The organism is Aromatoleum sp. (assembly GCF_036675785.1).
Classification (GTDB): domain Bacteria; phylum Pseudomonadota; class Gammaproteobacteria; order Burkholderiales; family Rhodocyclaceae; genus Aromatoleum.
This window is the reverse complement of record NZ_JAKFEF010000053.1, coordinates 25,261-49,678: the sequence shown is the minus strand read 5'-3', so window position 1 is coordinate 49,678 and position 24,418 is coordinate 25,261. Positions and strand designations below refer to the sequence as shown.

Here is a 24,418-nt window from a genome sequence, read left to right as displayed (position 1 = left end):
GCTCGCCCGACGGAGCCAAGACCGCGGATTGTACCGGGACCGACCGGGAGCCTGCGCAGGAAACGCTTCGGCGCCGTGGCCGCGGAGAGTTCGGCACCGGGAGGAAGCGTCTGCGCGACTGACGCGGAGCAATGCACCTCCCCCGTGCATGAAACCAGGCGCGCTGCACCGGGACGGGGACCGGGGACACCCATTTTTGCGCAGACGATGCGCAAGCGACTGAACACACGTAGTTTTTTATCTCGGCACTGTCCTTGCTCTGGCGAACGATCTTTCACCGAAGTGGCACATGGAGCAGTTCAAGACTTCCGCCGACGTCCTCTTCATCCTGCTCGGCGCGATCATGGTGCTCGCGATGCATGCCGGATTTGCGTTTCTCGAGGTCGGCACGGTCCGAAGGAAGAACCAGGTCAACGCGCTGGTCAAGATCCTCAGCGACTTCGCGGTCTCGTCGATCGCGTACTTCGCGGTCGGTTACTCGTTGGCCTACGACGCGAACTTTCTCGTTGGCGCGGACCAGTTGATCGCGAACTCTGGATACGAGCTCGTCAAGTTCTTCTTTCTGCTGACGTTCGCCGCGGCGATTCCGGCGATCGTCTCGGGCGGCATCGCGGAGCGGGCGCGCTTCGTGCCGCAACTTGCCGCAACTTTCGCGATCGTCGGCATCGTCTACCCGTTCTTCGAAGGCATCGCGTGGAATGGCAATCTCGGCATCCAGGCATGGCTCGAGAGCGCCTTCGGGGCAAAGTTCCACGACTTTGCCGGCAGCGTCGTCGTGCATGCGTTCGGCGGCTGGGTCGCACTGCCGGCGGTGCTTCTCCTCGGTGCCCGCCGCGGCCGCTATCACAAGAACGGCGCGATCGCAGCGCATCCGCCGTCGAACATCCCGTTCCTCGCGCTCGGCGCGTGGATCCTGACAGTCGGCTGGTTCGGCTTCAACGTCATGAGCGCGCAGCGCCTCGATGCGATCAACGGACTCGTCGCGATCAATTCGCTGATGGCGATGGTCGGCGGGACCGTGGCGGCGCTCGCCGCCGGCCGCAACGACCCGGGCTTTGTCCACAACGGCCCGCTTGCCGGGCTCGTCGCGGTCTGTGCCGGCTCCGACCTGATGCACCCGATCGGTGCATTGATTGTCGGCGCCATCGCCGGCGCGCTGTTCGTCCATCTCTTCACGGTGGCGCAGAACCGCTGGAAGATCGACGACGTCCTTGGCGTCTGGCCGCTGCACGGTCTCTGCGGCGCGTGGGGCGGCATCGCCGCGGGCATCTTCGGATCGCAGGCTCTCGGCGGGCTCGGCGGCGTCAGCCTCGCCGCGCAGGCAATCGGCACGCTCGGCGGCATCGCGGTCGCCGCGGCCGGCGGCACGATCATCTACTGGGCGATCGACTTGATGGTCGGGCTACGCCTCGATCCCGAGCAGGAATTCATCGGGGCGGACCTGTCGCTCCACCGGATTTCTTCCACTGCCGAAAAGGAGACCTCCTGGTAAGCGCTGTTTGCGCTTCGAAGCGGGAGGCCCTATAGCAATAGGGTCTGTTCATGAGCAGCCCGCGACGTGACTCGAAGCAGCCGGCCGGACGATAGTTACTTCCCGCCTTTGCGCGAAGAATCGGTATTCGTCGCAACACCGGGCGACATCGCGAGCGTGAGGGCGCAGGTCGAACGCGTGGTGCGCCGACTCGCCGAGGAATCGACGAAGCGTCCGACGATAAAGCCTTACTCCTGGGACCTCGACCTCGAAGGCCCGGGGTTCGAGCAGCGCGTTTCGATGCAGCGCCAGATTCCGCGGCCCGCCGATCCGTTGTGCCGCGGCACGGTCGGCATCCTGTCCGAACGCATCGGCAGTCCGCTCGAAAGCGATTTCCCGCTGCATTTGCTGGAAGCGGCGAACGAATGGACCGACCCGCAGCACCAGTACCGGCTGCAACACCCCTGGCCCGAGAAAGTCGACGAGCAGAACGAATTGCTCGCGAACGGGGCATTTCCGCTGACCGGCACGATATGGGAATTTCTCGACGCGCATCACGCCGGGAATGTCCCTGTTTTCCTGGCCTTTATCGCCGATAAACAGGTCGACGCCGAGGATGCTTCGGTCGGGTTTGGACGGGGCGTTCTGTACGGGGCCTACGCCGCGCGCGGTCATGAAACCCATAAGGCGTGGATGCAGCGCACCTACGAACCGCAGATCCGCGCGCTGCGCAATTTCATCGGCGCGCTCGCGGCACGAGGGATCGATCTCAAGACGTACCCGGACGATGCGGACCTGATCGTCGCGGTCCGGGCGTTCGTGTCGAAGTTCGTTCTGGAACAGTCGCCAGGGAGCGAACGCATACCTTTCAAGCGACTCGACTTCTACGACATCGAAGACGGCGATGTCTTCTACGGCCGGGACCTTCTGAGCGACTCGGTCGCGCGCGACATCGACGAACTCGCGGAAAGGGACGAACGCAGCACCGCGGTCGGTCTCACCGGTGTCAGCGGCAGCGGAAAATCGTCGGCCTTGCGCGCCGGCGTCCTCTACCGGCTGCAGCAGCGCCGTCAACGCGGCCGTTACCACGTGATGGCCGTTCGGCCCACCGATTTCCACAATCACGAAGGGGATCCCGAAAACATCGTTCCGCGCATCCTCTCCGGCTTCGTCCTGTCGACCGGACTCAGGTCCGTTCACGGTTTCGCGGAAGCGTTGAGCGCCCCTCGGGGCGCGCGTGCGGCCGTAGACGCGATCTCCCAGGCGCTTCCCCCGGCGTTGGACGGGGAGCCGTCGCGGCTCGTCATCGGGCTCGATCAACTCGAGGAAATCGTCGACGACCTGCTGGACGAATCGTCGGCGCCGCCATGGCGGCCGCTGCTCGAATTCATCGGCGAAGCGCAGAAGAGCGGGCGCATCCTCTTCGTCTACACGCTCGAAACGGCGCGGACGACGCAGATCAGCAAGACACCGCTGCGCACGTTCGTCGACGAGCTGTTCCAGCACAAGGTCGCGAGCGGGCCCGAATTCTGGCGCGAAATCGTGACCCAACCCTTTCGAACCGCAGGATTCGCGCTCGACGCCGGAATTCGCAAGAAGCTGCTCGACAACATCGGTGCGCTGACAAGGGACAAACCGGAGGCGGAAGTCGGTGCGCTGCTCCCCCTCGTCTCCCTGACCCTGTCGAAACTCTACGTGAAGGCGAAGCACCGGAAGGCGCGATACGACAAGCATCGGGGAACGTCACCGCTCTTCGCGGAGGCCCGACCGAAATTCGAACTCGATCCCGATGACTTTCACGCAGACGATTTCGACATCGAAAAGGCGATCGCGAACGAAGCGTCCGAAGCCATCGTGCGCTTGGAGATCGAACCGCTGGAACCGGACGATTTGAACTACCTGTTGCGCCCGTTTGTCCGGTTCTCGGGCGGCGACGACGACGCGGTCACGCTGCGCGCGGCCGTGGCGCCGAGGTTCTCGCCCGAGCACGAGATCGTCGACGCCTTCCTGAAACGTCGATTGGTCGTCCCTGTCGACGCACAGCGCTGTCGATTGGTCCACGAAGCGATCCTCCGCCACTGGCCGCCGGCCCGCCAATGGCTCGGGACCGCCCGCGGCGAACTGAGAATCGAGAACGCGATGCGCGAGCGCGCGCAGCAATGGGACCGGGCCGGACGCAAGGGCAACCGCCTGCAAGCGACCGACGAGCGCATCGGCTTTGCGGCGCTCCTCCTTTCCGCGTACCTGCGCGCGTGGTCCGGCGGGTCGCACGTCGTGCCGGGCGACGAGGTGCTGCGGGACTATTGCCTGTCTCTGCTGAAGCGCAGCAGGGCGCCGTCAACGCGGGTGGGTTCCGCCCCGGTTCAAACGACAACCCATGCCTACCTGGCGGCAGCCTATGGTCGCGTCGACATCCTCAAAGTCTTCGCGACGCGCGACATCGCCGCCCTTCGTGCGAAGCGCGAAGGGGACGGCAGAACGCTCGTCCACGCTGCCGCGTGGTTTCATCCGAAGGCCGTTGCATGCCTGATGGAATTCGGCGCCTCGCCGACGTCCCGGACCAAGGACGGCTGGCGCCCGATCAGTTCCGCGGTGTGGGGGAACAACCGGGAAGCGTTCGAGCTCCTGTTGCCGCGGTACAAGAAGGACCAGCTCGACGGCCCGGACGGACAAAGCCTCCTGCACGATTGCGCGCAGACGAATAATCGCGAGATGGCGCAGCGACTCATCGAGGACCGCCGACTCAGCGCCGATGTACGCAGCACATGGGGCACGCCGCTTCATCTTGCGGCGGCGAAAGGCCACGTCGAGGTGGCTAAGCTTTTGCTGCCGATCACGGACGTCATGCTGCGCGACCGATGGGGAAGAACTCCGCTGCACGACGCGGCGGCCCACGGAAGCGGCGACATGATCGATCTTCTCCTGTCCCGCTACGATCCCAACTGCACGGTCCAATGCGACGAGCCCGGCACATTCCCGGACAGCTCGGCCCCGCTGCGATCGACGCCGCTGCACGTCGCGGCCCGGCAGCAAAAAAGCCAGGCCGTAAAGCGGCTTCTGGACGATGCGAGAACGAACCCGAACGCGACGGACCGCGAGGGGCGCACGCCGCTCGCGCTGAGCCGCGAGGACCCGGAAATCCGCACCGATCTTCTCGAGGACGAACGCGTCGATCCCTGGCTGCCGATTGCGCCCGACGGCCCCTCTCCTCTGCAGATCTGCCTGAGCGAGCGGAAGTGGCGGCTCTGCCAGCGAATGCTGAAACGCGCGACGGTGCCCGAAGACCCCGACGCGCCGGTGACCGGATACGGCCTCTTCGACACTGCGCTCGAAAACGGCGCGGAGACGAAAGTCCTGCAGGCGCTCGCGAGCGCGCTGTCGGGCCGGATCGACCATCCCGACCCGAAGGGACTCACGCCGCTGATGGCTGCGGCGAAGAACCGTTCGCTGCCGGCAATACGGATCCTGACCACCGAAGCGCGCGCGGACGTGAACTTCCGGAGCGAGGAAACTGGAACGGCCCTGCACGTTGCGCTGAAGCATCGCGCGTCGCTGGACGTCGCTCGGGCGCTGCGCGCGGGAATGCGGGGCGAGCTGCTCGTCGAGGACGGACAAGGCTGGACACCGCTGCACATCGCCGCGGTCACGGTCGACGACGAGGTCGGGCAGTGGCTTCTTGACGACGTCGGACCCGCCCTTCTGCAGACCCGCGACCGCTGGGGGCGCCGGCCGCCTGAACTCTGCTCGCAAGCATGGGCTCCCGCTGCGGGGGACGCCGCGCACGCGCCCTCGCCGGCCTCGTCCGGATCCTGGGACCGGGCATTGACCTGGGCACCGCTCGACGACGTGCGGCGTGAAGCGGCGCTGCAAGGGCTCGCCCCCCTCGGGGACCCGCCGAAGCGGTCCCCGCGGACGCAGTTCGACGAGGCGGTTCTTCCCTTTTATCCCGCCCACAGCGTTCGACTATTGCGGCTCTCCGATCCTGCGTGGCCTCCCGACTCGCATGCCTATTATCTGGTCGCGCCGGCGCGGCATTCGGACGACCCGGCATACCTTCACCTGGACGGCACGTCGCCGCCGATCCACGCCGTCAACGCGCAGGCGCCCATCGCGCTCACGCCCGATCTCGTCTGCGACTACCTGCGCTTCTTCTGCTTCTTCGTGCGCGGCGACGAAGGCCCGTTCATCGTCGCCGAAAGCATCGAACAGCCGGAGATTCCGCCGCTGCCGGAACAACGTCGAACCGAAGTGGACAGGCAGCTCCGCCCCGCCCACTATTGGGGCAGCAACCCGGACGACGGCGCTTATCGGGCAAGCGCGACGATCTACTACGGCTCTGCGCTGTTTTTCGCGGATTTCCTGATCAGCGCGAACGGAAAGATCGAAATGGTCACCGATGTGACCGTCCTGAGCGACCTGCCGCAGGCGGCGAACGTGGCCATCGTTTGAACCGCTGCGGCACCGCCCGCGTGACGATTGCTTGCAATTCCGCGCGCCGGTTGCGGTGCTTGCGGTCGCGTCAGCGCCGTAAAGTCGCGGTCTGAGCGAAAACCGACCGCATCACGCTCCGATCGCCAGCAACGGAGGGTTCTCCCGTGTGGGATTTCGACGCGCTGCTTCTCGCCCGCATCCAGTTCGCCTTCACGATCTCGTTCCACATCGTGTTCCCGGCGATCACGATCGGGCTCGCGAGCTACCTGGTCGTGCTCGAAGCGCGCTGGCTGCGCTCCGGCGACGGGATGTTCCGCGATCTCTACCACTTCTGGTCGAAAGTGTTCGCGCTCAACTTCGGCATGGGCGTCGTCTCCGGCATCGTCATGGCCTATCAGTTCGGGACGAACTGGAGCTACTTCTCCGACTTCGCGGGCGGGGTCACCGGACCGCTGCTCGCGTACGAAGTGCTGACGGCGTTCTTCCTCGAAGCCGGCTTTCTCGGCGTGATGCTGTTCGGCTGGAACAAGGTCGGGCCCGGGCTGCACTTCCTGTCGACGGTGATGGTTGCCGCCGGCACGCTGATGTCGATGACGTGGATCCTCGCGTCGAACAGCTGGATGCAGACGCCGACGGGCTACGAGATCATCGACGGGCGCGTCGTGCCGGTCGACTGGCTCGCGGTGATCCTGAACCCGTCGTTCCCGTACCGCCTCGTGCATATGGGGATCGCGGCCTTCCTCGCGACGGCGCTGATCGTCGGCGCGACCGGGGCGTGGCATCTGCTGCGGGACCGCGACAGCCGCGCGATCCGCAAGATGCTGTCGATGGCGATGTGGATGCTGCTGCTCGTCGCGCCGCTGCAGGCCGTCGTCGGCGACTTCCACGGCCTCAACACGCTCGAGCACCAGCCGGCGAAGATCGCCGCGATGGAAGGGCACTGGGAGAACAAGCCCGGCGACGGCGTGCCGCTGACGGTCTTCGGCTGGCCGGACATGGCGCGCGAGGAGACGCGCTTCGCGGTCGAAATCCCGCGCCTCGGCAGCCTGATCCTCACGCATTCGCTCGACGGCCAGTTTCCCGGCCTGAAGGAATTTCCGCCCGAGGACCGGCCGAACTCGACGGTCGTGTTCTGGACCTTCCGCATCATGGTCGGGCTCGGCGTGCTGATGATCGCGCTCGGCGCGTGGGCGGCGTGGGCGCGGTGGCGCGGCACGCTGTTCCGCTCGCGACCGCTGCTGAACTTCGCGCTTTGGATGGGCCCTGCCGGCCTCATCGCGATGCTCGCCGGCTGGTTCACGACCGAGGTCGGCCGCCAGCCGTGGGTCGTCTACGGGCTGATGCGCACCGCCGACGGCGTGTCGGCCCACGGCGCCGGGCAGCTCGGCACGACGCTCGCGCTGTTCGTCGTCGTCTATACGGTCGTGTTCGGCGCCGGGCTGGTCTACCTGCTGCGGCTCCTCGCGCAGGGGCCGGTGACGCACGAGGGCGAGGAGCCGGTGCCGGGCGGGCCCGGCCAGCCGCGCACGCCGGCCCGGCCGCTGTCCGCCGCGCCGGACCCGGATGGCGACGCCGTCCGCATCGGAGGCTAGGCAATGGGCATCGACCTTCCGCTGATCTGGGCCGTGATCATCCTGTTCGGCGTGATGATGTACGTGATCATGGACGGATTCGATCTCGGCATCGGCCTGCTGTACCCCTTTCTGCCCGACAAGACCGACCGCGACGTGATGATGAACACCGTCGCGCCGGTGTGGGACGGCAACGAGACCTGGCTCGTGCTTGGCGGCGCCGGGCTGCTCGCCGCCTTCCCGCTCGCGTACGCGGTCGTGCTGTCGGCGTTCTACCTGCCGCTGATCCTGATGCTGCTCGGGCTGATCTTCCGCGGCGTCGCGTTCGAGTTTCGCTTCAAGGCCGATGAGCATCACCGGCACTGGTGGGACAAGGCTTTCATCGGCGGCTCGCTGGCGGCGACGTTCTTCCAGGGCGTCACGCTCGGCGGCTTCATCCAGGGTATCGCGGTCACCGACCGCGCGTACGCCGGCGGCGCGTTCGACTGGCTGACGCCGTTCTCGGTGTTCGTCGGCGCCGGCCTCGTCGTCACCTTCGCGCTGCTCGGCTGCACCTGGCTGATCTACAAGACGCAGGGGCCGCTGCAGGCGCGGATGTTCGCGCTCGCGCGGCCGCTGACGCTGACGCTGCTCGCGGTGATCGCGGTCATCAGCATCTGGACGCCGCTCGCCCTCCCGAACATCGCGGCGCGCTGGTTCTCGATGCCGAACATGCTGTGGTTCGCGCCGGTGCCGGTCCTCGTCGTGCTGACGGTGTGGGAGCTGCTGCGGCGGCTGCAAGGCGAAGCGCACGGCGGACCGTTCGTGCTGACGCTGTTCCTCGTCTTCCTCGGCTACAGCGGGCTCGGCATCAGCCTGTGGCCCAACATCATCCCGCCCGACATCACGATCCGCGACGCGGCAGGGCCGGCACAGAGCATGGGCTTCACGCTCGTCGGCGCGCTGCTGATCATCCCGCTGATCCTGATGTACACCGCGTGGGGCTACTACGTGTTCCGCGGCAAGGTCGACGAGACTCAGGGCTATCACTGATGCCGGACGACGGGAACGCCGCGCGGCAGCCGGCTGCGGGGGCTTGGGCGAAGCGGCTCGGCTGGCTTGCGGGCCTCTGGGCCGCCGGCGTTGTCACGCTCGGCGCGGTCACGCTGCTCTTGCGACTTCTCGCGCGCTGGGCGGGACTCGCCGCATGAGCGTCACGCCCGCTCCCACGGCGGCACCGGCGTGAAGGCGCGCTCGAGCGCGTCGAGGAAGACGCGCAGCTTCGGCAGATGGACGCGGCTCGCCGGGTAGGTCGCATACACGTGACGCCCGAAGCTCGTCACCGGCTCGTGGTCGGCGAGCACCGCGACGAGCTCGCCGCGCGCGAGCTGCGCGCCGCAGACGTAGGTCGGCAGGATCGCGAGGCCGTGCCCCCCGAGCACCGCGTCGAGGATGCCGTCGAGGTGGCTGATCTGGAACTTGCCCCGCACCGGCACCGTCGCAAGCGCGCCGGACGGGCTGCGCAAGGTCCAGTCGCTCTCGGTCCGCGCGCCTGAATACGCGAAGCAGTCGTGATGCGCGAGTTCGTCGGGCGTACGTGGCACGCCGCGGCGCCCGAGATAGGCCGGGCTCGCGCAGATGCGCCGCTCGATGACCGCGAGCTTGCGCGCCACCGCGTTGTCCGGCGGCGCATCGGTGAGTCGCAGCGCGAGGTCGAACCTCTCGTCGACGAGATCGAGCGCGCGGTCGGTCAGCACGAGCTCGCACTGCACCTGCGGATAGTCGACCGCGAAGCGCGGCAGCAGCGGCGCGATGTGCAGCCGGCCGAATGCGATCGACGCGGTGATCCGCAGGATCCCGGTCGGCGTGTCGACGACGTGCTGCACCGCGAGCTCGGTCTCCTTCAACTGCGCGAGCACGCGCAGCGCCTGCTGGAAGAACACTTCGCCGGCCGGCGTCAGGTGCAGCTTGCGCGTCGTGCGCTCGACGAGCCGCACGCCGAACGCGGCTTCGAGTTCGGCGAGCTGCTTGCTGACCTGAGCGCGCGAGCAGTCGAGCCGGCGCGCGGCCGCGGCCATGCTACCAAGCTCGACGGTTTTCACGAACGCTTCCCAGGTTGCGAGCCAGCCCATTCGTCAACATCTCATTGACAGTGAAGCGACAAAAAGCCGCTCGTTTGTTTCTCTTGCGGCAACTATAGTACGAGCCCGTCAGCACACCGAAAACGGAGAAAAGAACGTGTCCCCGCAGAACCACGCGCCGCTGTACCTCGACGACCTGTCGGTCGGCCAGCGCTTCACGAGCGCCGAGCACGTGATCGACGAAGCCCAGATCTTCGAATTCGCGCGCCACTTCGATCCCCAACCCTTCCATCTCGACGTTGAGAGCGCCCGCGAATCGCTGTTCGGCGGGCTTGCCGCGAGCGGCTGGCATACCGCCGCGCTCACGATGCGGCTCATCGTCGGCGAACGCGCGCCGTTCGCGGGGGGTGTGATCGGCGCCGGCGCCGAAGTCGCATGGCCGCGACCGACGCGGCCTGGCGACGTACTGCGCGTCGTCAGCGAAATCGTCGAGATCGCACCGTCGCGGTCGAAACCGGACCGCGGCATCGTCACGCTGCGCAGCGAAACGCTGAACCAGCACGGCGAGGTCCGGCAGCGGATGACCTCGAAGCTCATCGTCCCGCGCCGGCAGCCGCAGGCCGCCGACGATGTTCCAAACCGCGCCGCGGCGTCGCGCCCGGCCGGTGCCTGCTGAGGAGCCCGCCGTGCTGCGTTCGCTCGGTTCCCGCGACGTCATGGTCGTCACGCTCGCCGCCGCCGGCATCCTGATGGTGACGATGGGCGCCCGGCAGTCGCTCGGCCTCTTCGTGTCACCGCTGAACACCTCGACCGGCCTCGGCATCGCGACGATCAGCTTCGCGCTCGCGGTCGGCCAGTTCATGTGGGGCGCGATCCAGCCGCTCGCCGGCGCGGTCGCGGATCGCCACGGCCCCGGCAAGGTGCTCGTCGGCGGACTGGTCGTGCTCGCGATCGGCAGCGCGCTGACGCCGTGGATGACGTCGGGCTTCGGCCTCGTCGTCTCGCTCGGCCTGCTGTCGGCGATCGGCTCCGGCGCAGGCAGCTTCTCGGTGCTGATCGGCGCCGCGGCGCAGCGCCTACCGCTCTCCGCGCGCGGCTCCGCGTCCGGCGTCATCAATGCCGGCGGCTCGTTCGGGCAGTTCGTGTTCGCGCCGGTGCTGCAGAAGCTGATCCAGTCGATAGGCTGGATGGGCGCGATGTGGTCGCTCGCGGTGATGACGCTCGCAGCGTTGCCGCTCGTGCGCGTGCTCGCGCCGAAGGGCTACGAGGCGCCGAAGGCGCACGACGACGGCGGCGTCTGGAGCGCGGTGCGCCGCGCGATGGGCGACCGCAGCTACCTGCTGCTGCACGCGGGCTTCTTCACCTGCGGCTTCCACATCGCGTTTCTCGTCACGCACCTGCCGAGCGAGGTCGATCTGTGCGGCCTGCCCGCTGGCGTCGCGAGCTGGTCGCTGGCGATCATCGGCCTGTCGAACATCGTCGGCAGCCTGATCGCCGGCGCCGCGGTGTCGCGCTATTCGAGCAAGTACATTCTCGCGGTGATGTACGGCTCGCGCGCGCTGCTCGTCGCGGTGTATCTGCTCGCGCCGAAGACCGCGCTGACCTTCTACCTGTTCGCCGCCGGCCTCGGCCTCACGTGGCTCGCGACCGTGCCGCCGACCGCCGCGATCGTCGGCAAGCTCTTCGGCATCCGCTACCTCGGCACGCTGTTCGGGCTGACGCTGCTGTCGCACCAGATCGGCGGCTTCCTCGGCGCGTGGCTCGGCGGCCTCGCGTTCATGGAGTTCGGCGACTTCTCGTGGATGTGGTACGCGGACATCGCGCTCGCCGCGCTCGCCGCGGTCGTCAATCTGCCGATCCGCGAAGCGCCGCCGCAACGCGTCGCGCTCGCGACCTGACGCGACATCGGCGGGCCGCAACGACCGGACCGGTCGAGCAGATTCAATCGAGAGTGAACACGGGCACGAGGCGGCCGGTCACGATGCCGGCGTAGTTGCGGATCTCGTCGTCGCCCCACGCGCGCAGCAACGCCGCCGCGTCGGGCGGCAGCAGCCCGAGCTGCGCGAGGGCCGAGAGGGTCGCGACGCGTACCGCCCGCGCGCCGCCGTCGGCGATCTTCACCGCGATGCCGATCCCGCGGCTCGCGACGCCGATCGCCTGCACGCCTTCTGCCCCTGCCTTCGCGAGCCAGTCGCCTCGGCCTGCCTGCGCGAACAGCAGATCGCCGCGGCTCTCCCCCGACACCATGTCCGGGTGCTCCGTCATCGCGCGGAAGATGACGCCGAGTGGCCCCGCGCCGCGCCGACCTTCCGAGACGAGGCGGGCATAGCCGCCGGCGAGCCGCGCGAGCGGCATGGCGTAATTCGGTGCACTGCAGCCATCCGTCCCGGCGACGAGCTCGCCCTCGTCACACTCGAGGAGTGCCGCGAGCGACCGGCGGATCGCCCGCTGCAGCGGATGGACGGGGTCGAGATAGCCGTCGAGCGGCTCCGCGTGCAGTCGGCACCAGGCGAGAAACCCCGCGTGCTTGCCGGAGCAGTTGTGGTGCAGCGGCGTCGGCGCGAGGTCGGGCGGAACCGGCGTGTGCGTCGCGCCGAAGAACAGCGGCGGATGCATCCCGCACCCGAGCTTGCGTTCGTCGCACCCGGCTCGCGCGAGCATATCCGCGACAGCAACGACCTGCCGCGGCTCGCCCGAATGGCTCGCGCACATCAGCGCGACCTGCTCGGCCGAAAACCCGAACCGCGCCGGCCCGCCGTCCGAGACGAACGGCAGCGCCTGGAAGGGCTTCAGCGTCGAGCGCGTGAACACCGGGAATGCCGCGTCGCCGACCCCCGCGAGCAGCGCGCCCCTCGCATCGACCACGGCGATGGAGCCGTAATGCACCGATTCGACGAAGCCGCCGCGCGTCGCGACGACAAGCGGAACATGCGAAGGCAATCCGGGATGGTCGTTCATCGGCGAGCCCTGTCCGAGGAAGAAATCCCCTGAGTGACGCGATCACCGGCCGCAAGGGGAAATCGGTTTCCCCCAATGATAGAAAACCCGCTGCTGTCCGCTCCCGCTTCAGCGCACCGCGAGCGCCGCGTCGACCATCGCCTTCAGCGGCTCGTAGCCGAAACGCGGCAGCGGCTCACCGTTCACGAAAAACTCCGGCGTTTTCGTGACGTTCAGCGCTTCCGCGTCGGCGAGATCCTGCCCGATCACGCGCCCGATTTCCGGCGCGACCATGTCGGCGCGCAGCCGGTCGAGATCGAGCCCGAGCCCTTCGAGCTGCGGCCAGACGAGATCGACCTGCGGCGCGTGGGCCGGCGCCCAGTGTTCCTGCGTCGCGAACAGCGCTTCGAGCGTCGGCCAGAACTTGCCCTGCTTGCGCGCCGCTTCGAGCACCGCGACGACCGCTTCGGAGCCGTCGTGGAACGGCGCGTAGCGGACGACGAGGCGGATGTCCTCGGGGTTCGCGGCCATCATTTCCTTGACGAACGGATAGAAGCTGCGGCAGGTCTCGCACGCCGGATCGAGGAACTCGACGATCTGCACTTTCGCCTGCGCGTTGCCGAGCGTCGGCGAATGCATGCGCACGAGGCGGTCGCGGTTCTGCTCGACGACCCGCGCCGACTGCTCGGCGGTACCCGTGTTGTAGGTCATCGTCGCGACGACGAAGACGAGCAGCAGGATGGCGGCGGCGCCGAGAAACAGCGTCTTTTCCTTCATTTGGAGCTCCGGAGATGCACCGCGACCAGCAGCGCGATGACGATTGAGAAAGCGGCGACCGACAGCAGCGGGATCGTGACGAAGCCGAACCACTCGATGACGGTCTGGGAACACGGCACGCCCTGCGTGCAGGGGCGGATCTCCTCGGGGATCACGCCGGCGACGAGGAGCTGGTGGAACACTGCGATCAGCCCACCGACGACCGCCAGCGGCAGCGCGTATCGGACGAGCTTGCGGTCGAACGGGAACAGCCCGACCGGCAGGATCAGCGCGAGCGGGAACATGAAGATGCGCTGGTACCAGCACAGCACGCAGGTCGGCAGCTTCATGACCTCGCCGAAGAACAGCGCCCCGAGCGTCGACGCCATCGCGACGAGCCAGGCGGCGAAAGCCAGCATCCAGGCGGAAGACTCGCGCTCGCGCGCGGCGGGGGAAGTGCTCATCTGCGGGTTCGGGTCGGATTCGACAAACATTTTCGATCGGCGCGCGCCCCGCCTCGCGCCCGACGGGTCGGGAGGACGGTCCGCTACGGGGCGCAACTATACCCGCCCGCAAGCGCCCGGCGCGGCTGTTTTCGGCACATGTTTGTTCCTCGGAACGGAGCGAACCGGCACGTCAGGGGGCTATTTGCTCATCAGCAAGAAGACCGAAATCGAGTTCCGCCGAACGAAGGGAAGGGGCAGGTCAGGCGGCGTCCGGTTCGGCGCTGGCGCGCACCGCGGCGAACTCGTGCAGGTCGACGAGCTTCGCGCGGCGCATCGCCTTCACGAGGATGCGGTACGCGTCAAGTTCGAAGCTCGGCCGGCCCGCGTCGAGGATCGCGTGCAGTTCCTCGTCGCTCGACGCGGTGCCGAGGTAGCACCAGCTGTCGACGACGTGCATCGCGTCGCCCTCGCGGATGCCGACCGCGCCCCGATACGGCCAATGTTCGACGCGCAGATCGCGCAGCGCGAGCATCAGCCGCGCGCCGTGCATGCCGCGCGGCTCGCCGCCGGCGCACGCCCCTTGCAGCGGCGAAGCTGGTGCGTGAAGCAGCGCCCCGCCGGGTCGGGCTTTTCGAGCCCGAGCAGCGGCGGGCAAAGCTGCTGCTCGGCGGCGATCGCGCGCAGCTTCGCGACCGCGGCGCGGCGGGTGCGGAACAGGCCGTAGAGATGCTCCTGCCGCCCGACGTCGAGGTCGTCCGCATACACGAGCTCCGGCCGCCAGCCGCCGTCCGCCTGCAGCTGCAACTGCCAGCTGCACAGCTCGCGACTGCGCCGCAATTTGCGGTTCATCGTCGGCAGCAGTGTCTTGACGAGTTCGGCTTCCTTCAGCAGCGCGCCGATCTCGCCGGCGGTCACGATCCAGTCGATGCGGCGCACCTGCTGCGACAGCGTCATCTCGCGGCTGTCGCGGTGATCGGCGCCGAAATGCGACAGCACTCGCGTGCGCAGCGTCTTGCTCTTGCCGACGTAGAGCGGCAGGTCGTTGTCGCCGTAGAAGAGACAGACCCCGGGCGAGTCGGGAATCGCGTCGATGAGGTCCGCGTCGAGATGCGGCGGCAGCGTCGGCCGGCCGAGCAGGTCGCGCAGCACCGTCTCGACGCGCGCCGCGCCGAACTGCCGATGCACGCGCTGCCAGAACTGCCACAGCGCCTGCGCGTCGCCGAGCCCGCGGTGGCGCGCGTCGATTTCGAGGCCGTGCCGTGCGATCAGCGCGTCGAGGTTGTGGCGCCGCTCGTCCGGATACAGCCGGCGCGACAGGCGCACGGTGCACAGCACCTTCGGCCGAAAGTCGACGCCGAGCCGCCGGAACGCGGCGCGGATGAAGCCGTGGTCGAAGCGCGCGTTGTGCGCGATGAAGATGCGGTCGTGCAACCGGTCGAACACCGCGTCGGCGAGCTCGGCGAAGCGCGGCGCGTCGGCGACCATCTCGTTCGAGATCCCGGTCAGCCGCTCGATGTAGTCCGGGATCGGGTTGTCCGGCCGCACCAGGCTCGACCATTCGCGCACGCCGTCCTCGTCGACCTCGACGATGCCGATTTCGGTGATCGAGTCGCGCGACGACGTCGCGCCGGTCGTCTCGATATCGACGAACGCAAGGCCACGGGGGTGGAGGAAAGCGGGAATCATCGGGGGCCCGACGGGCGTGGGCGGTAACAGGGGCCGCCCATTCTATCGGCGATCAGGCCGCCGCGACGCCGCCGGGGGGATTCGACATCCTGCGGCGCCACGTCGCGGGCGGCGCGCCGACCAGGCGCTTGAAGGCGCGCGAGAACGCGGCCTCCGACTCGTAGCCGACGTCCTGCGCGATCGACGCCACCGTCCGCCGGGTGTCGCGCAGCAGCCCCGCCCCGAGCTGAATCCGCCAGTTCGCGAGGACGAACATCATCTCTGCGAGCCGTTCGAGCACCGCGTCGGCGCCGGCGCGCTGCTCCGTCGACTCCTGCGCCGCCTGATCGATGACGCGCGCGATCCAGCCGCCCGCGGCGGCGGACGGAAGATGCAGCAGGCGCGGCAAGGCCGCAATCAGCGGGTTGAACGGCCGCGCATCGGAACCGACGAAGCCGCAGACGAGGATCGTGGGCGCATCCGCGACGGGCGCCGTCGCCCCGGGTTCGCGGACGCCGCGGTGATAGGCGACCGGCATCGGCTTCGACGTCGCGCTGTCGACCTTCGGCGCGATGTTCACGCCCGGTCACCGGCGCACGGCCGCCGAGCTGCTGCGCGTCGTGCGTCCCGGCGGGCGCATCGGCCTCGCGGCGTGGACGCCGGAAGGCTTCATTGGCGAACTGTTCCGCCTCGTCGGCAGTTACGTTCCGCCGCCCGCCGGCGTGGCGTCGCCGTTGCGCTGGGGCGACGAAAGCTACGTCGTCGCGCTGTTCGGCCCGCAGGCCGAAGCGATCCGCTGCGCGCCGCCTCTACAACTTCCGCTACCGCTCCCCGGCCCACTGGATCGAGATCTTCCGCCGCTTCTACGGCCCGACGCACAAGGCGTTTGCCGCGCTCGACGCCGACGGGCAGAGCCGGCTCCACGCGGACCTGATGCGGCTGCTCGAATCCCGCAACGTCGGCGGCCCGGACTCGCTGGTGGTTCCGGGGGAATACCTCGAAACGGTGCTCGTCCGGCACTGAGACCGGACGGCGGGCAAGGCCGCGCGGTCTCTGCCCGCCGCACCCGGTTCCGTTTGTCTTGGGCGGCGATTCCTGCTATGAACGCGGGACTTTCCGACCCCCGCCGACAGTCCCCCCTGCTCCCATGCCATCCCTCGAACCCGCAATCCTCCATGCAGACGACGCGCTGATCGTCGCCGACAAGCCGGCCGGCCTGCTTTCCGTGCCCGCGCGCGGGGACGAACGGCAGGACTGCCTCGCGAGCCGCGTCCAGGCGCTGTATCGCGACGCGCTGATCGTGCACCGCCTCGACATGGCGACGTCGGGGCTGGTCCTGCTTGCGCGCGGCCCGGAGATGCTGCGGCGGATGAGCCTCGCGTTCGAGCAACGCGTCGTCGGCAAGCGCTACGTCGCGCTGGTGCAGGGCCATGTCGCCGACGACGCCGGCGAGATCGACCTGCCGCTCGGCCCGGACGTGGAAAACCGGCCGCGGCAGATCGTCGATCCGTTGCACGGCCGCCGCGCGCTCACCCGCTACCGCGTCATCGCGCGCAGCGGCTCGGGAGCGGACGCGGTCTCGCGCGTCGAGCTGAAGCCGGTCACCGGCCGCTCGCATCAGTTGCGGGTGCATCTCGTGTCGATCGGGCATGCGATCCTCGGCGATCCGCTCTACGCGCCACCCGAAAGCGCCGCGCGCGAGCCGCGCATGCACCTGCACGCGGCCGGCATCGCGTTCATCCATCCGGACACCCGGGTCCCGGCGAGCTTCGAGAGCCCGGTGCCGTTCTGACCCCCGTCGCTGTCCCCGGACCCAGCCGGTCCATCACGAAACCGCGTGGTAACTGCGCCACGCTGCACCGCACGAAATGTTTCAGTTCGCGTCGCCGATCTGAGAGAATCCGCCCCGTCTCGATTTCAGGATATCGGCCGTCAGTCGGGGTCCCGGGTGCGGAAGAGCCGATTTCCGTCACCGGCCGCGACTGCGAAGCCGTGCAGATGATTCAACTATTTGGCACCCTCGACCCCTGGCTCCTCGCCAGTCTCGTCCTTGCGCTGGCGTTCGTGCTGGCCTTCGAGTTCATCAACGGCTTTCACGACACGGCCAACGCGGTCGCCACGGTGATCTACACGCGCGCGATGCCGCCCTACCTCGCGGTGATCGCATCGGGCGTCTTCAATTTTCTCGGGGTACTGCTCGGGGGCGTCGGCGTCGCGTACGCGGTCGTGCATCTGCTGCCCGTCGAACTGCTGATCGACGTCGAGACCGGGCGCGGGCTGGCGATGGTGTTCTCGCTGCTGACGGCGGCGATCGCGTGGAACCTCGGCACCTGGTACTTCGGGATCCCCGCGTCGAGCTCGCACACGCTGATTGGCTCGATCCTCGGCGTCGGCCTCGCGAACGCGATGATCACCGACATCGCGCTCGCCGAAGGCGTGAACTGGCAGAAGGCGATCGATATCGGGATCTCGCTGATCGCATCGCCGATCGCCGGCTTCGTCGTCGCCGGGCTGATCCTGATCGCGCTGAAATGGAAGAAACCGCATTCGTCGATGCATCGCACCCCCGAGTTCCGCATGGGCGAGGTCGGCAAGAAGCATCCGCCCTTCTGGAGCCGGCTGATCCTGGTACTGTCGGCGATGGGCGTGAGCTTCGTCCATGGTTCGAACGACGGCCAGAAAGGTATCGGGCTGATCATGCTGGTGCTGATCGGGATCGTGCCGGCGCACTTCGTCGTGAATCTGAACAGCACCTCGTACGACATCAGCCGCACCCACGACGCGGCGGGCCACCTCGGCGAGTTCTACCAGCGCAACACCGCGTCGCTGTCGGGCTACCTCGCGCTCGGCAAGTCGAACGGGACAGATCTGCCAACGAAGTTCCGTTGCGATCCGCAGCAGACCGAGATCACGATCGCGGCGCTGCGGCGCGACCTCGAGGGCGTCCAGAGTTACGACGACCTCGCCCATCCGGCACGCATCGCGGTGCGTCGCTACCTGCTGTGCCTCGACGACACCGCGCGCAAGGTCTCGAAGCTCGCCTACCTGCCCGACACCGAGAAGAAGGACCTCGCCCGCCTGCGCAAGGACCTCACCTCGACGACGGAATACGCGCCGTTCTGGGTCGTGCTCGCGGTCGCGCTGGCGCTCGGCTTCGGAACGATGATCGGCTGGAAGCGCGTCGTCCTCACCGTCGGCGAGAAGATCGGCAAACAGGGCATGACCTATTCGCAGGGGATGAGCGCGCAGATCACCGCCGCGATGGCGATCGGCCTTGCCAACGTGTACTCGTTGCCGGTGTCGACGACGCACGTGCTGTCGTCGGGCGTCGCGGGGACGATGGCCGCGAACCGCAGCGGCCTGCAAAGCCGCACGGTCGGCAACATCCTGCTCGCGTGGGTGCTGACGCTGCCCGCGTCGATGCTCCTGGCGGCGGGCCTGTACTGGCTGGCTTACCGCAGCTTCATTTCCTGAGCGGGATTCGTCCGCCGGGGACGGGCGCGAGCCGTCCCCGGCAGCGGCGGGACGTTCAGCCCGCCCGCAACTGGATCGCCTTGTACTCGAGGAACTCTTCGAGTCCGTAGACGCCGTTCTCGCGGCCGAGCCCCGACTGGCGGTAGCCGCCGAACGGCGCGAGCGGGTTCCATGGCGCGCCGTTGACGTCGACCTGGCCGGTGCGGATGCGGCGCGCGACCGCAAGGCCGTGCTCGTCGCTGCCCGCCCAGACCCCGCCACCGAGGCCGTAGATCGAGTCGTTCGCGATCGCCACCGCATCGTCGTCGCCGTCGTGCGGCAGGATCACGAGTACCGGCCCGAACACTTCCTCCTGCGCGATCGTCGCCTTCGCGTCATCGACGACGAGCACTGTCGGCGCGACGAAAAAGCCTTCACCCGCCGGCGCGGCATCGGCGCCCCCGGCGACGACCCTGGCGCCCTCCCCGACGCCGCGCCGGATGTAGCCGACGACACGGTCGCGCTGCGCGGCCGATACCAGCGGACCGAGGCGGCTGTCTTCAGCGAGTGCCGGACCGACCCGGAACGACGACGCAGCCGCGGCGGCGAGGCGCGCCGCGTCGTCGAGCTTCGCGCGCGGCACGATCATCCGCGTCTGCGCGGAGCACGTCTGGCCCGAATTCAGCAGGCAGTTCGACACGGTGCCCTTCACCGCCGCCGCGAGATCCGCGTCGTCGAGGACGACGGAAGCGGACTTGCCGCCGAGTTCGAGCGCGACCTTCTTGACGGTCGCCGCGGCGAGTTCGGCCACCCGCTTGCCGGCGCGCGTCGAGCCGGTGAAGGACACCATGTCGACGCGCGGGTCCGACGCGAGCACTTCGCCGACGACCGGACCGTAGCCGGTCACGAGGTTGAACACGCCGGCCGGCACGCCCGCTTCCGCAATAATCTCGGCGAGGATGAACGCGTTGATCGGCGCGACTTCCGACGGCTTGAGCACGACCGTGCAGCCGGCGGCAAGCGCCGGCGCGACCTTCAGCGTGATCTGGTTCAGCGGGAAGTTCCACGGCGTGATCGCGCCGACGACGCCGACCGGCTCGCGCACGACGAGCGAATTGCCGACCCGCGCTTCCCATTCGAACTCGCGCGCGAGCTGCGCGTAGTGCCGCCAGCTCCCCAGCGGCCCGCCGACCTGCACGCGTGCGGCCAGCTTCAGCGGCATGCCGACTTCGTGCGCGATCGCGAGCGCGAGATCGTCGCTGCGCGCCCGGAAGCCTTCGGCGATGCGCTCGAGGCAGTCGGCGCGTTCCACCGGCGACGCGCGCGACCAGCCGTCGAACGCGTCGCGCGCAGCCGCGATCGCAGCTTCGGCGTCCGCCGGCGCGCCTTCGGGCACACGCGCGTAGATCGACGCGTCGCTTGGGTCGATGACGTCGATGAAGCCGCTGCCCTGCGGCGCGACCCACTGGCCGCCGATAAAGATCTTGTCGCGAACGATGGTCATGGGAAATTCCTCGGCTGTCGGGAAACCCGTCGACTATAGCTGGTGACCATGCTCGGTGACGCGCGGCCCGCCGGCGACGGCTCCCTGCGCCGGCGCACAACGATCCCGCCGGCTGTGAACCGGGCAATGAAACAGGTACCGTTCGCCCCGAGCTTGTCGAAGGGCTCAGCCCGAACGGTATCGGTTGCCGGATTAACCGCGAGCCGGCGCGGATTTCCCGCCTTCGACCGGCGCGGTCCCGTCGCGACCCAACAGTTGCTCGAATTCTTCGAGCGGCACCGGCCTGCTGAACAGATAGCCCTGATACGCGCGACAGCCGATCTCCTCCAGGAAGGCGCGTTGCGCCTCGCATTCGACACCTTCCGCGATGACTTTCAGGCCGAGGCTCTGCGCGAGCGCGACGACAGTTTTCGCGATCGCCGCGTCGTTCGGGTCGGTCAGCACATCCCGGACGAACGAGCGGTCGATCTTCAGCTTGTCCGGCAGCAGACGCTTCAGGTACGACAGCGACGAGTAGCCGGTCCCGAAGTCGTCGAGCGCGAAGCTCACACCATGCGCTCTGAGGCGCGTCAGTTTCGCAATCGTGTCCTCGACGTCGCTCATCAGCTGGCTTTCGGTGAGTTCCAGCTTGAGCTTCGCCGGAGCGACCCCCGCCCCCTCGATGATCGCGAGCACCTGTTCGACGAAATCGTCCTGTTGCAACTGTTGCGCGCTGACGTTCACCGCGAGCGTGAGGTGTTCGGTCGCGGGGTGCTCCGCCCACGCGGCGAGCTGAACACACGCGCGTTCGAGGACCCAGCGACCCAGCGGCAGGATCAATCCCGTCTCCTCGCACAACGGGATGAATTCGTTGGGGAACACGAGGCCGCGCTCGGGATGCAGCCAGCGCACGAGCGCTTCGGCGCCGGTCAGCCCGCCCCCGTCGTCGACTTGCGCCTGGAAGTGCAGGACGAACTGGCCGACGCGCAGCGCGTCGCGCAGATCGGTTTCGAGCGCGACATGCGCAGCGACGGCCGCCTGCATTGCCGGGTCGAAGAAGCGCACCGCGTTGCGGCCGGCGCCCTTGGCCTGATACATCGCGAGGTCGGCCTGCTGCAGCAGGCTGTCGATCGAGACGTGTTCCGCTCCGAACAGCGTCACGCCGATACTCGGCGTACTGCGGTGCTCGCGGCCGTCGAGCGTGTACGGTTTGTCGAGGGCGGCGCGGATCTTTTCGGCGACGATTTCCGCCTGACCCGCCGCTTCGCTCAGCCCGTCGCTGAGATTGTCGAGCATCACGACGAATTCGTCGCCCCCGAGCCGGGCAACCGTGTCCCCGTCGCGCACGCATTCGAGCAGCCGGCCGGCGACCAGTTGCAGCAGCTGGTCGCCCTTGTTGTGACCGAGCGTATCGTTGAGCGACTTGAAATTGTCGAGATCGATGAAGAGCAGCGCGCTGCGGCGCCGGGTGCGCGAGTTCCCCGCGAGCGCCTGGTGCAAGCGATCGAGCAGCAGCCGGCGGTTCGGCAGGTGCGTCAGCGGGTCGTAGAACGCGAAATACCGTATTTCTTCCTCGGCGGCCTTGCGGTCGCTAATGTCCGTCTGCGTCCCGACGTAGTGCGTGACCGATCCGTCATCGCCTTTCACCGCGGTGATCGTCAGCCACTTCGGGTAGATTTCGCCGTTCTTGCGGCGATCCCAGAGTTCCCCCTGCCATACGCCGGTGCGCGCCACGCTATCCCACATTGCCGCGTAGAAAGCCGCGTCATGCCGGCCGGATTTGAGAATTCGCGGCGTTTGGCCCACGACTTCCGCGGCGGTGTAGCCGGTTTCCTCGGTGAAGGCCCGGTTGACCCTGAGGATCGTGTTGTTCGGGTCGCAAACGATGATGCCGACATGGGCCTCGAACGCCGCTGCCGCAATGCGCAGGTCCGCGTCGATCTGCCGCTGGTCGGTGACGTCCCGCAGGATCACCGTGAAAAACTTCCGGCCGTTCGCTTCGAGCTGCGAGATCGACGCCTCGATCGGGAACTCCTCCCCGTTCGCCCGCAGCCCGGTGATCGTCCCGGGCCCGTGACGGTTCGGCGTGTCCGACGCGTCGAAAGCCTGCAGATGCTCGATGTAGCGCGCCCTGACCCGCTGCGGCAACAGCACGCCGAGCCATTTCTCGAGCACGTCCCGCGCGTCGTAGCCGAACATGCGCTCCGCAGCGGGGTTGAACAGCACGATCCGCTGCTCGCCGTCGATCATCACGATCGCGTCCATCGCCGATTCGATGATCCCGGTCAGTTGGGCTTGCTGCTCGCGCCGCGCACGATCGATCGCGGTCCGCCGCGTCTCGCTTTCGCGCAGCACCTCGGCAGTGCGCCAGATCAAGGCACCGAACAGCACGACGTAGACGACCGACACGAGGGCGACGCCGAAATCCGACTCGAAATGCCCCCCGCGCTCGCCGAGCAGGCGCGCCCACCCGATCAGGAACGGTGCGATGAAGGCGACCGGCAGCAGGCGCCGCGCCATCAGCCCGCCCAGTGTGTCGCTCGTCACGGTCACCATCAGGCCGTGCCGCGGACGGACGAGGAACACGCCGACGTTGATCAGCACCAGCCCGACCGCCGTGGGGAACGCAACGTTTGAATAAAGCCCGAGGCCGTACAGCGGATAGACGTCATAGGCGTACCCGAGGATCGCGAGGACACCGAACAGCCCGCCGCCGAGCGCGGCCGCCTGCGACTCGAAGCGCGCGCGGGGACGGTCGAGCATCAGCAGCGCCACGCCGAAAAACGCGAAAGCGAGCGCAGCCGCCAGTGGCATCCGCGCGGCCGGGCCGCCGCTGCGCGGCTCGAATGGCGCGTCGAACAGCATTCGGTCGATGCCGAAATCGGCGGAGAGGACGTACTGGCCCAACGTCAGCAGCGCGAGCAGCGTCAGAGCCGCCGCCGAAAGCCGGCTCGCGACGCGCCACGCCCGCACGTCGGCGCTCTTGTCGGCGGCAGTGAGCGAAATTCCCGCCAGGATGAAGCCGAGCGCGGTATTGGGCTTCATCGCCACCCAGGGCGGCAGCAAGGTCTTCAGCGCGTCGACTTCGAACGCCCATCCCGAAAGGACGGCCAAGCCCAGCGTGAGCGAGGCGAGCGCACAACAGCGCGCGGCACGTTCGCATGCCGCGGCCAGGGGAGCGCTCGCGTTGTCCTCGTTCATGTCGGGGGCCGCATTGTCCTTTTCCCGACATTCTCTCATTCCGCGAGCAATCGCGGCGGTCCGCCACACCTTTCGATGCAAGGAGGTGTTCGACCGAGGACCGGCCGGGCGCAGAGGCGCGAAAGGCAACGCCGGCGGCCCGCAATATGCGCCCTGGCCGCCCAGGACTGGAGGCCGAACCGCAAACGGCCTGGCCGGAAGCCAAAACGGAAACTGCTACATCGATTCGCCGCGCAACGCCCGCAGGTGCCAGTCGAAGACCTCGCCGAGCCGGTGCGGCGTGTGCCGGCCGGGCGACCGGTCCAGCGCCGGCTTGAGGTCCGGGTGCGCGCAGTTGTCGATGACGGCCTTCGCGCGCTGCTTCGGGAGAGGCCGCGGAGGTCCGCAAGACCGCGTTGCGTGACGAGCACCTGCACGTCGTGCTCCGCGTGGTCGACGTACGGGACCTTCGGTCACGCGTGCGCCGAACAGTGCAAGAGTGCTGCTGCGATACTTGAGGCACACGGCGCGCGGTTCCTATTGACCCACAAGCTCATTGAACATTTGTTCGCGGGCATAGTGCTGACCGAAAACGTGGTTGCTGAATAGCACGGCGTCTCCGGCGACATAGGTGTCGACTCGGTGCAGCATCGGCGCTTCGACGCCGCTCTGGTCAATCTCGGCATGGTTGGCGACGATGTAATCGATCTTGGCAGGCCCTGGCGGGAGTGAGTCCGCTCGGTGCCGTTCGCGGCCAATTTCGACGTTACGGCGGCTGCAAACGAAGTGCTCAAGGCAGCAATCAGAGTAATGGCAATGTTCTTCGTGAATTTCTGCATTTCAATCTTCAATATCAAGTGTGAAATTGCCGGGATTTACAGCCGGACCTCATCGACAGGATGCAAATGACGAAACGTGAAAAGAAATGCCAGGTCGCGGGAAAGTATTTCTGTGTTGACGCGCGC

At 67.9% G+C, this 24,418-nt stretch carries 19 protein-coding genes; 10 read left to right on the top strand and 9 right to left on the bottom strand.

Going from position 1 to position 24,418, the window contains the following annotated elements; all coding sequences use genetic code 11:
- Positions 1-289 precede the first annotated feature (289 nt).
- From V6M37_RS11375 to V6M37_RS11355, 5 genes are all read left to right on the top strand, one after another.
- The gene (locus V6M37_RS11375; protein WP_332673335.1) at positions 290-1,492 is read left to right on the top strand and encodes an ammonium transporter; all 1,203 of its coding nucleotides are present in this window, start codon (positions 290-292) and stop codon (positions 1,490-1,492) included.
- A gap of 279 nt (positions 1,493-1,771) precedes the next feature.
- Positions 1,772-5,920: an ankyrin repeat domain-containing protein gene (locus tag V6M37_RS11370; protein ID WP_332673402.1), complete on the top strand. Its 4,149-nt coding sequence runs from the start codon at positions 1,772-1,774 to the stop codon at positions 5,918-5,920.
- 146 nt (positions 5,921-6,066) lie between these two features.
- A complete protein-coding gene (locus tag V6M37_RS11365; RefSeq protein ID WP_332673333.1) occupies positions 6,067-7,494 on the top strand; it encodes a cytochrome ubiquinol oxidase subunit I in 1,428 nt (475 codons plus the stop codon).
- A gap of 3 nt (positions 7,495-7,497) precedes the next feature.
- Positions 7,498-8,505 carry a cytochrome d ubiquinol oxidase subunit II gene (gene cydB, locus V6M37_RS11360; protein ID WP_332673331.1) on the top strand — a complete coding sequence of 336 codons (1,008 nt, stop codon included), beginning with the start codon at positions 7,498-7,500 and terminating at the stop codon, positions 8,503-8,505.
- On the top strand, positions 8,505-8,663 hold the full coding sequence (locus V6M37_RS11355; RefSeq protein ID WP_332673329.1) for a DUF2474 family protein: 159 nt from the start codon (positions 8,505-8,507) through the stop codon (positions 8,661-8,663). Before cydB ends, V6M37_RS11355 begins: the two co-directional genes overlap by 1 nt.
- Positions 8,664-8,666: 3 nt before the next feature.
- Here the strand turns inward: V6M37_RS11355 and V6M37_RS11350 are convergent, their stop codons facing one another.
- Positions 8,667-9,584, bottom strand: coding sequence for a LysR family transcriptional regulator (locus V6M37_RS11350; RefSeq protein ID WP_332673327.1), 918 nt, complete (start codon positions 9,582-9,584; stop codon positions 8,667-8,669).
- 106 nt (positions 9,585-9,690) lie between these two features.
- Between V6M37_RS11350 and V6M37_RS11345 the strand changes: the two genes are divergently transcribed.
- Entirely contained in the window at positions 9,691-10,209 is a 519-nt protein-coding gene (locus V6M37_RS11345; protein WP_332673325.1) for a MaoC family dehydratase, read from the top strand.
- Between the two features lie 10 nt (positions 10,210-10,219).
- Positions 10,220-11,431, top strand: coding sequence for an MFS transporter (locus tag V6M37_RS11340; protein ID WP_332673323.1), 1,212 nt, complete (start codon positions 10,220-10,222; stop codon positions 11,429-11,431).
- A 43-nt stretch (positions 11,432-11,474) separates the two neighbouring features.
- Here the strand turns inward: V6M37_RS11340 and V6M37_RS11335 are convergent, their stop codons facing one another.
- The 6 genes from V6M37_RS11335 to V6M37_RS11310 all read right to left on the bottom strand — a co-directional run bounded on the left by V6M37_RS11335 (position 11,475) and on the right by V6M37_RS11310 (position 15,917).
- Entirely contained in the window at positions 11,475-12,491 is a 1,017-nt protein-coding gene (locus V6M37_RS11335) for an asparaginase (RefSeq protein ID WP_332673321.1), read from the bottom strand.
- A 108-nt stretch (positions 12,492-12,599) separates the two neighbouring features.
- The gene (locus V6M37_RS11330) at positions 12,600-13,247 is read right to left on the bottom strand and encodes a DsbA family protein (RefSeq protein WP_332673319.1); all 648 of its coding nucleotides are present in this window, start codon (positions 13,245-13,247) and stop codon (positions 12,600-12,602) included.
- On the bottom strand, positions 13,244-13,690 hold the full coding sequence (locus V6M37_RS11325) for a disulfide bond formation protein B (RefSeq protein WP_332673317.1): 447 nt from the start codon (positions 13,688-13,690) through the stop codon (positions 13,244-13,246). The genes V6M37_RS11330 and V6M37_RS11325 overlap by 4 nt, the downstream gene beginning before the upstream one ends.
- A gap of 241 nt (positions 13,691-13,931) precedes the next feature.
- Entirely contained in the window at positions 13,932-14,222 is a 291-nt protein-coding gene (locus tag V6M37_RS11320) for a hypothetical protein (RefSeq protein WP_332673315.1), read from the bottom strand.
- Positions 14,204-15,358, bottom strand: a complete 1,155-nt coding sequence (locus V6M37_RS11315) for an exonuclease domain-containing protein (protein ID WP_332673313.1) — start codon at positions 15,356-15,358, stop codon at positions 14,204-14,206. Before V6M37_RS11315 ends, V6M37_RS11320 begins: the two co-directional genes overlap by 19 nt.
- Positions 15,359-15,410: 52 nt before the next feature.
- A complete protein-coding gene (locus tag V6M37_RS11310) occupies positions 15,411-15,917 on the bottom strand; it encodes an AraC family transcriptional regulator (protein WP_332673311.1) in 507 nt (168 codons plus the stop codon).
- A gap of 92 nt (positions 15,918-16,009) precedes the next feature.
- Between V6M37_RS11310 and V6M37_RS11305 the strand changes: the two genes are divergently transcribed.
- The 3 genes from V6M37_RS11305 (at position 16,010) to V6M37_RS11295 (ending at position 18,811) form a co-directional block, all read left to right on the top strand.
- A complete protein-coding gene (locus V6M37_RS11305; RefSeq protein WP_332673309.1) occupies positions 16,010-16,360 on the top strand; it encodes a hypothetical protein in 351 nt (116 codons plus the stop codon).
- 124 nt (positions 16,361-16,484) lie between these two features.
- On the top strand, positions 16,485-17,129 hold the full coding sequence (locus tag V6M37_RS11300; RefSeq protein WP_332673307.1) for an RluA family pseudouridine synthase: 645 nt from the start codon (positions 16,485-16,487) through the stop codon (positions 17,127-17,129).
- Between the two features lie 206 nt (positions 17,130-17,335).
- Positions 17,336-18,811, top strand: coding sequence for an inorganic phosphate transporter (locus tag V6M37_RS11295; protein ID WP_332673304.1), 1,476 nt, complete (start codon positions 17,336-17,338; stop codon positions 18,809-18,811).
- 55 nt (positions 18,812-18,866) lie between these two features.
- On the opposite strand, the gene V6M37_RS11290 is transcribed toward V6M37_RS11295, so the two are convergent.
- Together V6M37_RS11290 and V6M37_RS11285 are read right to left on the bottom strand one after the other, a co-directional pair.
- On the bottom strand, positions 18,867-20,294 hold the full coding sequence (locus V6M37_RS11290; protein WP_332673302.1) for an aldehyde dehydrogenase family protein: 1,428 nt from the start codon (positions 20,292-20,294) through the stop codon (positions 18,867-18,869).
- A gap of 192 nt (positions 20,295-20,486) precedes the next feature.
- Positions 20,487-23,474, bottom strand: a complete 2,988-nt coding sequence (locus tag V6M37_RS11285; RefSeq protein ID WP_332673299.1) for a putative bifunctional diguanylate cyclase/phosphodiesterase — start codon at positions 23,472-23,474, stop codon at positions 20,487-20,489.
- Positions 23,475-24,418 lie beyond the last annotated feature (944 nt).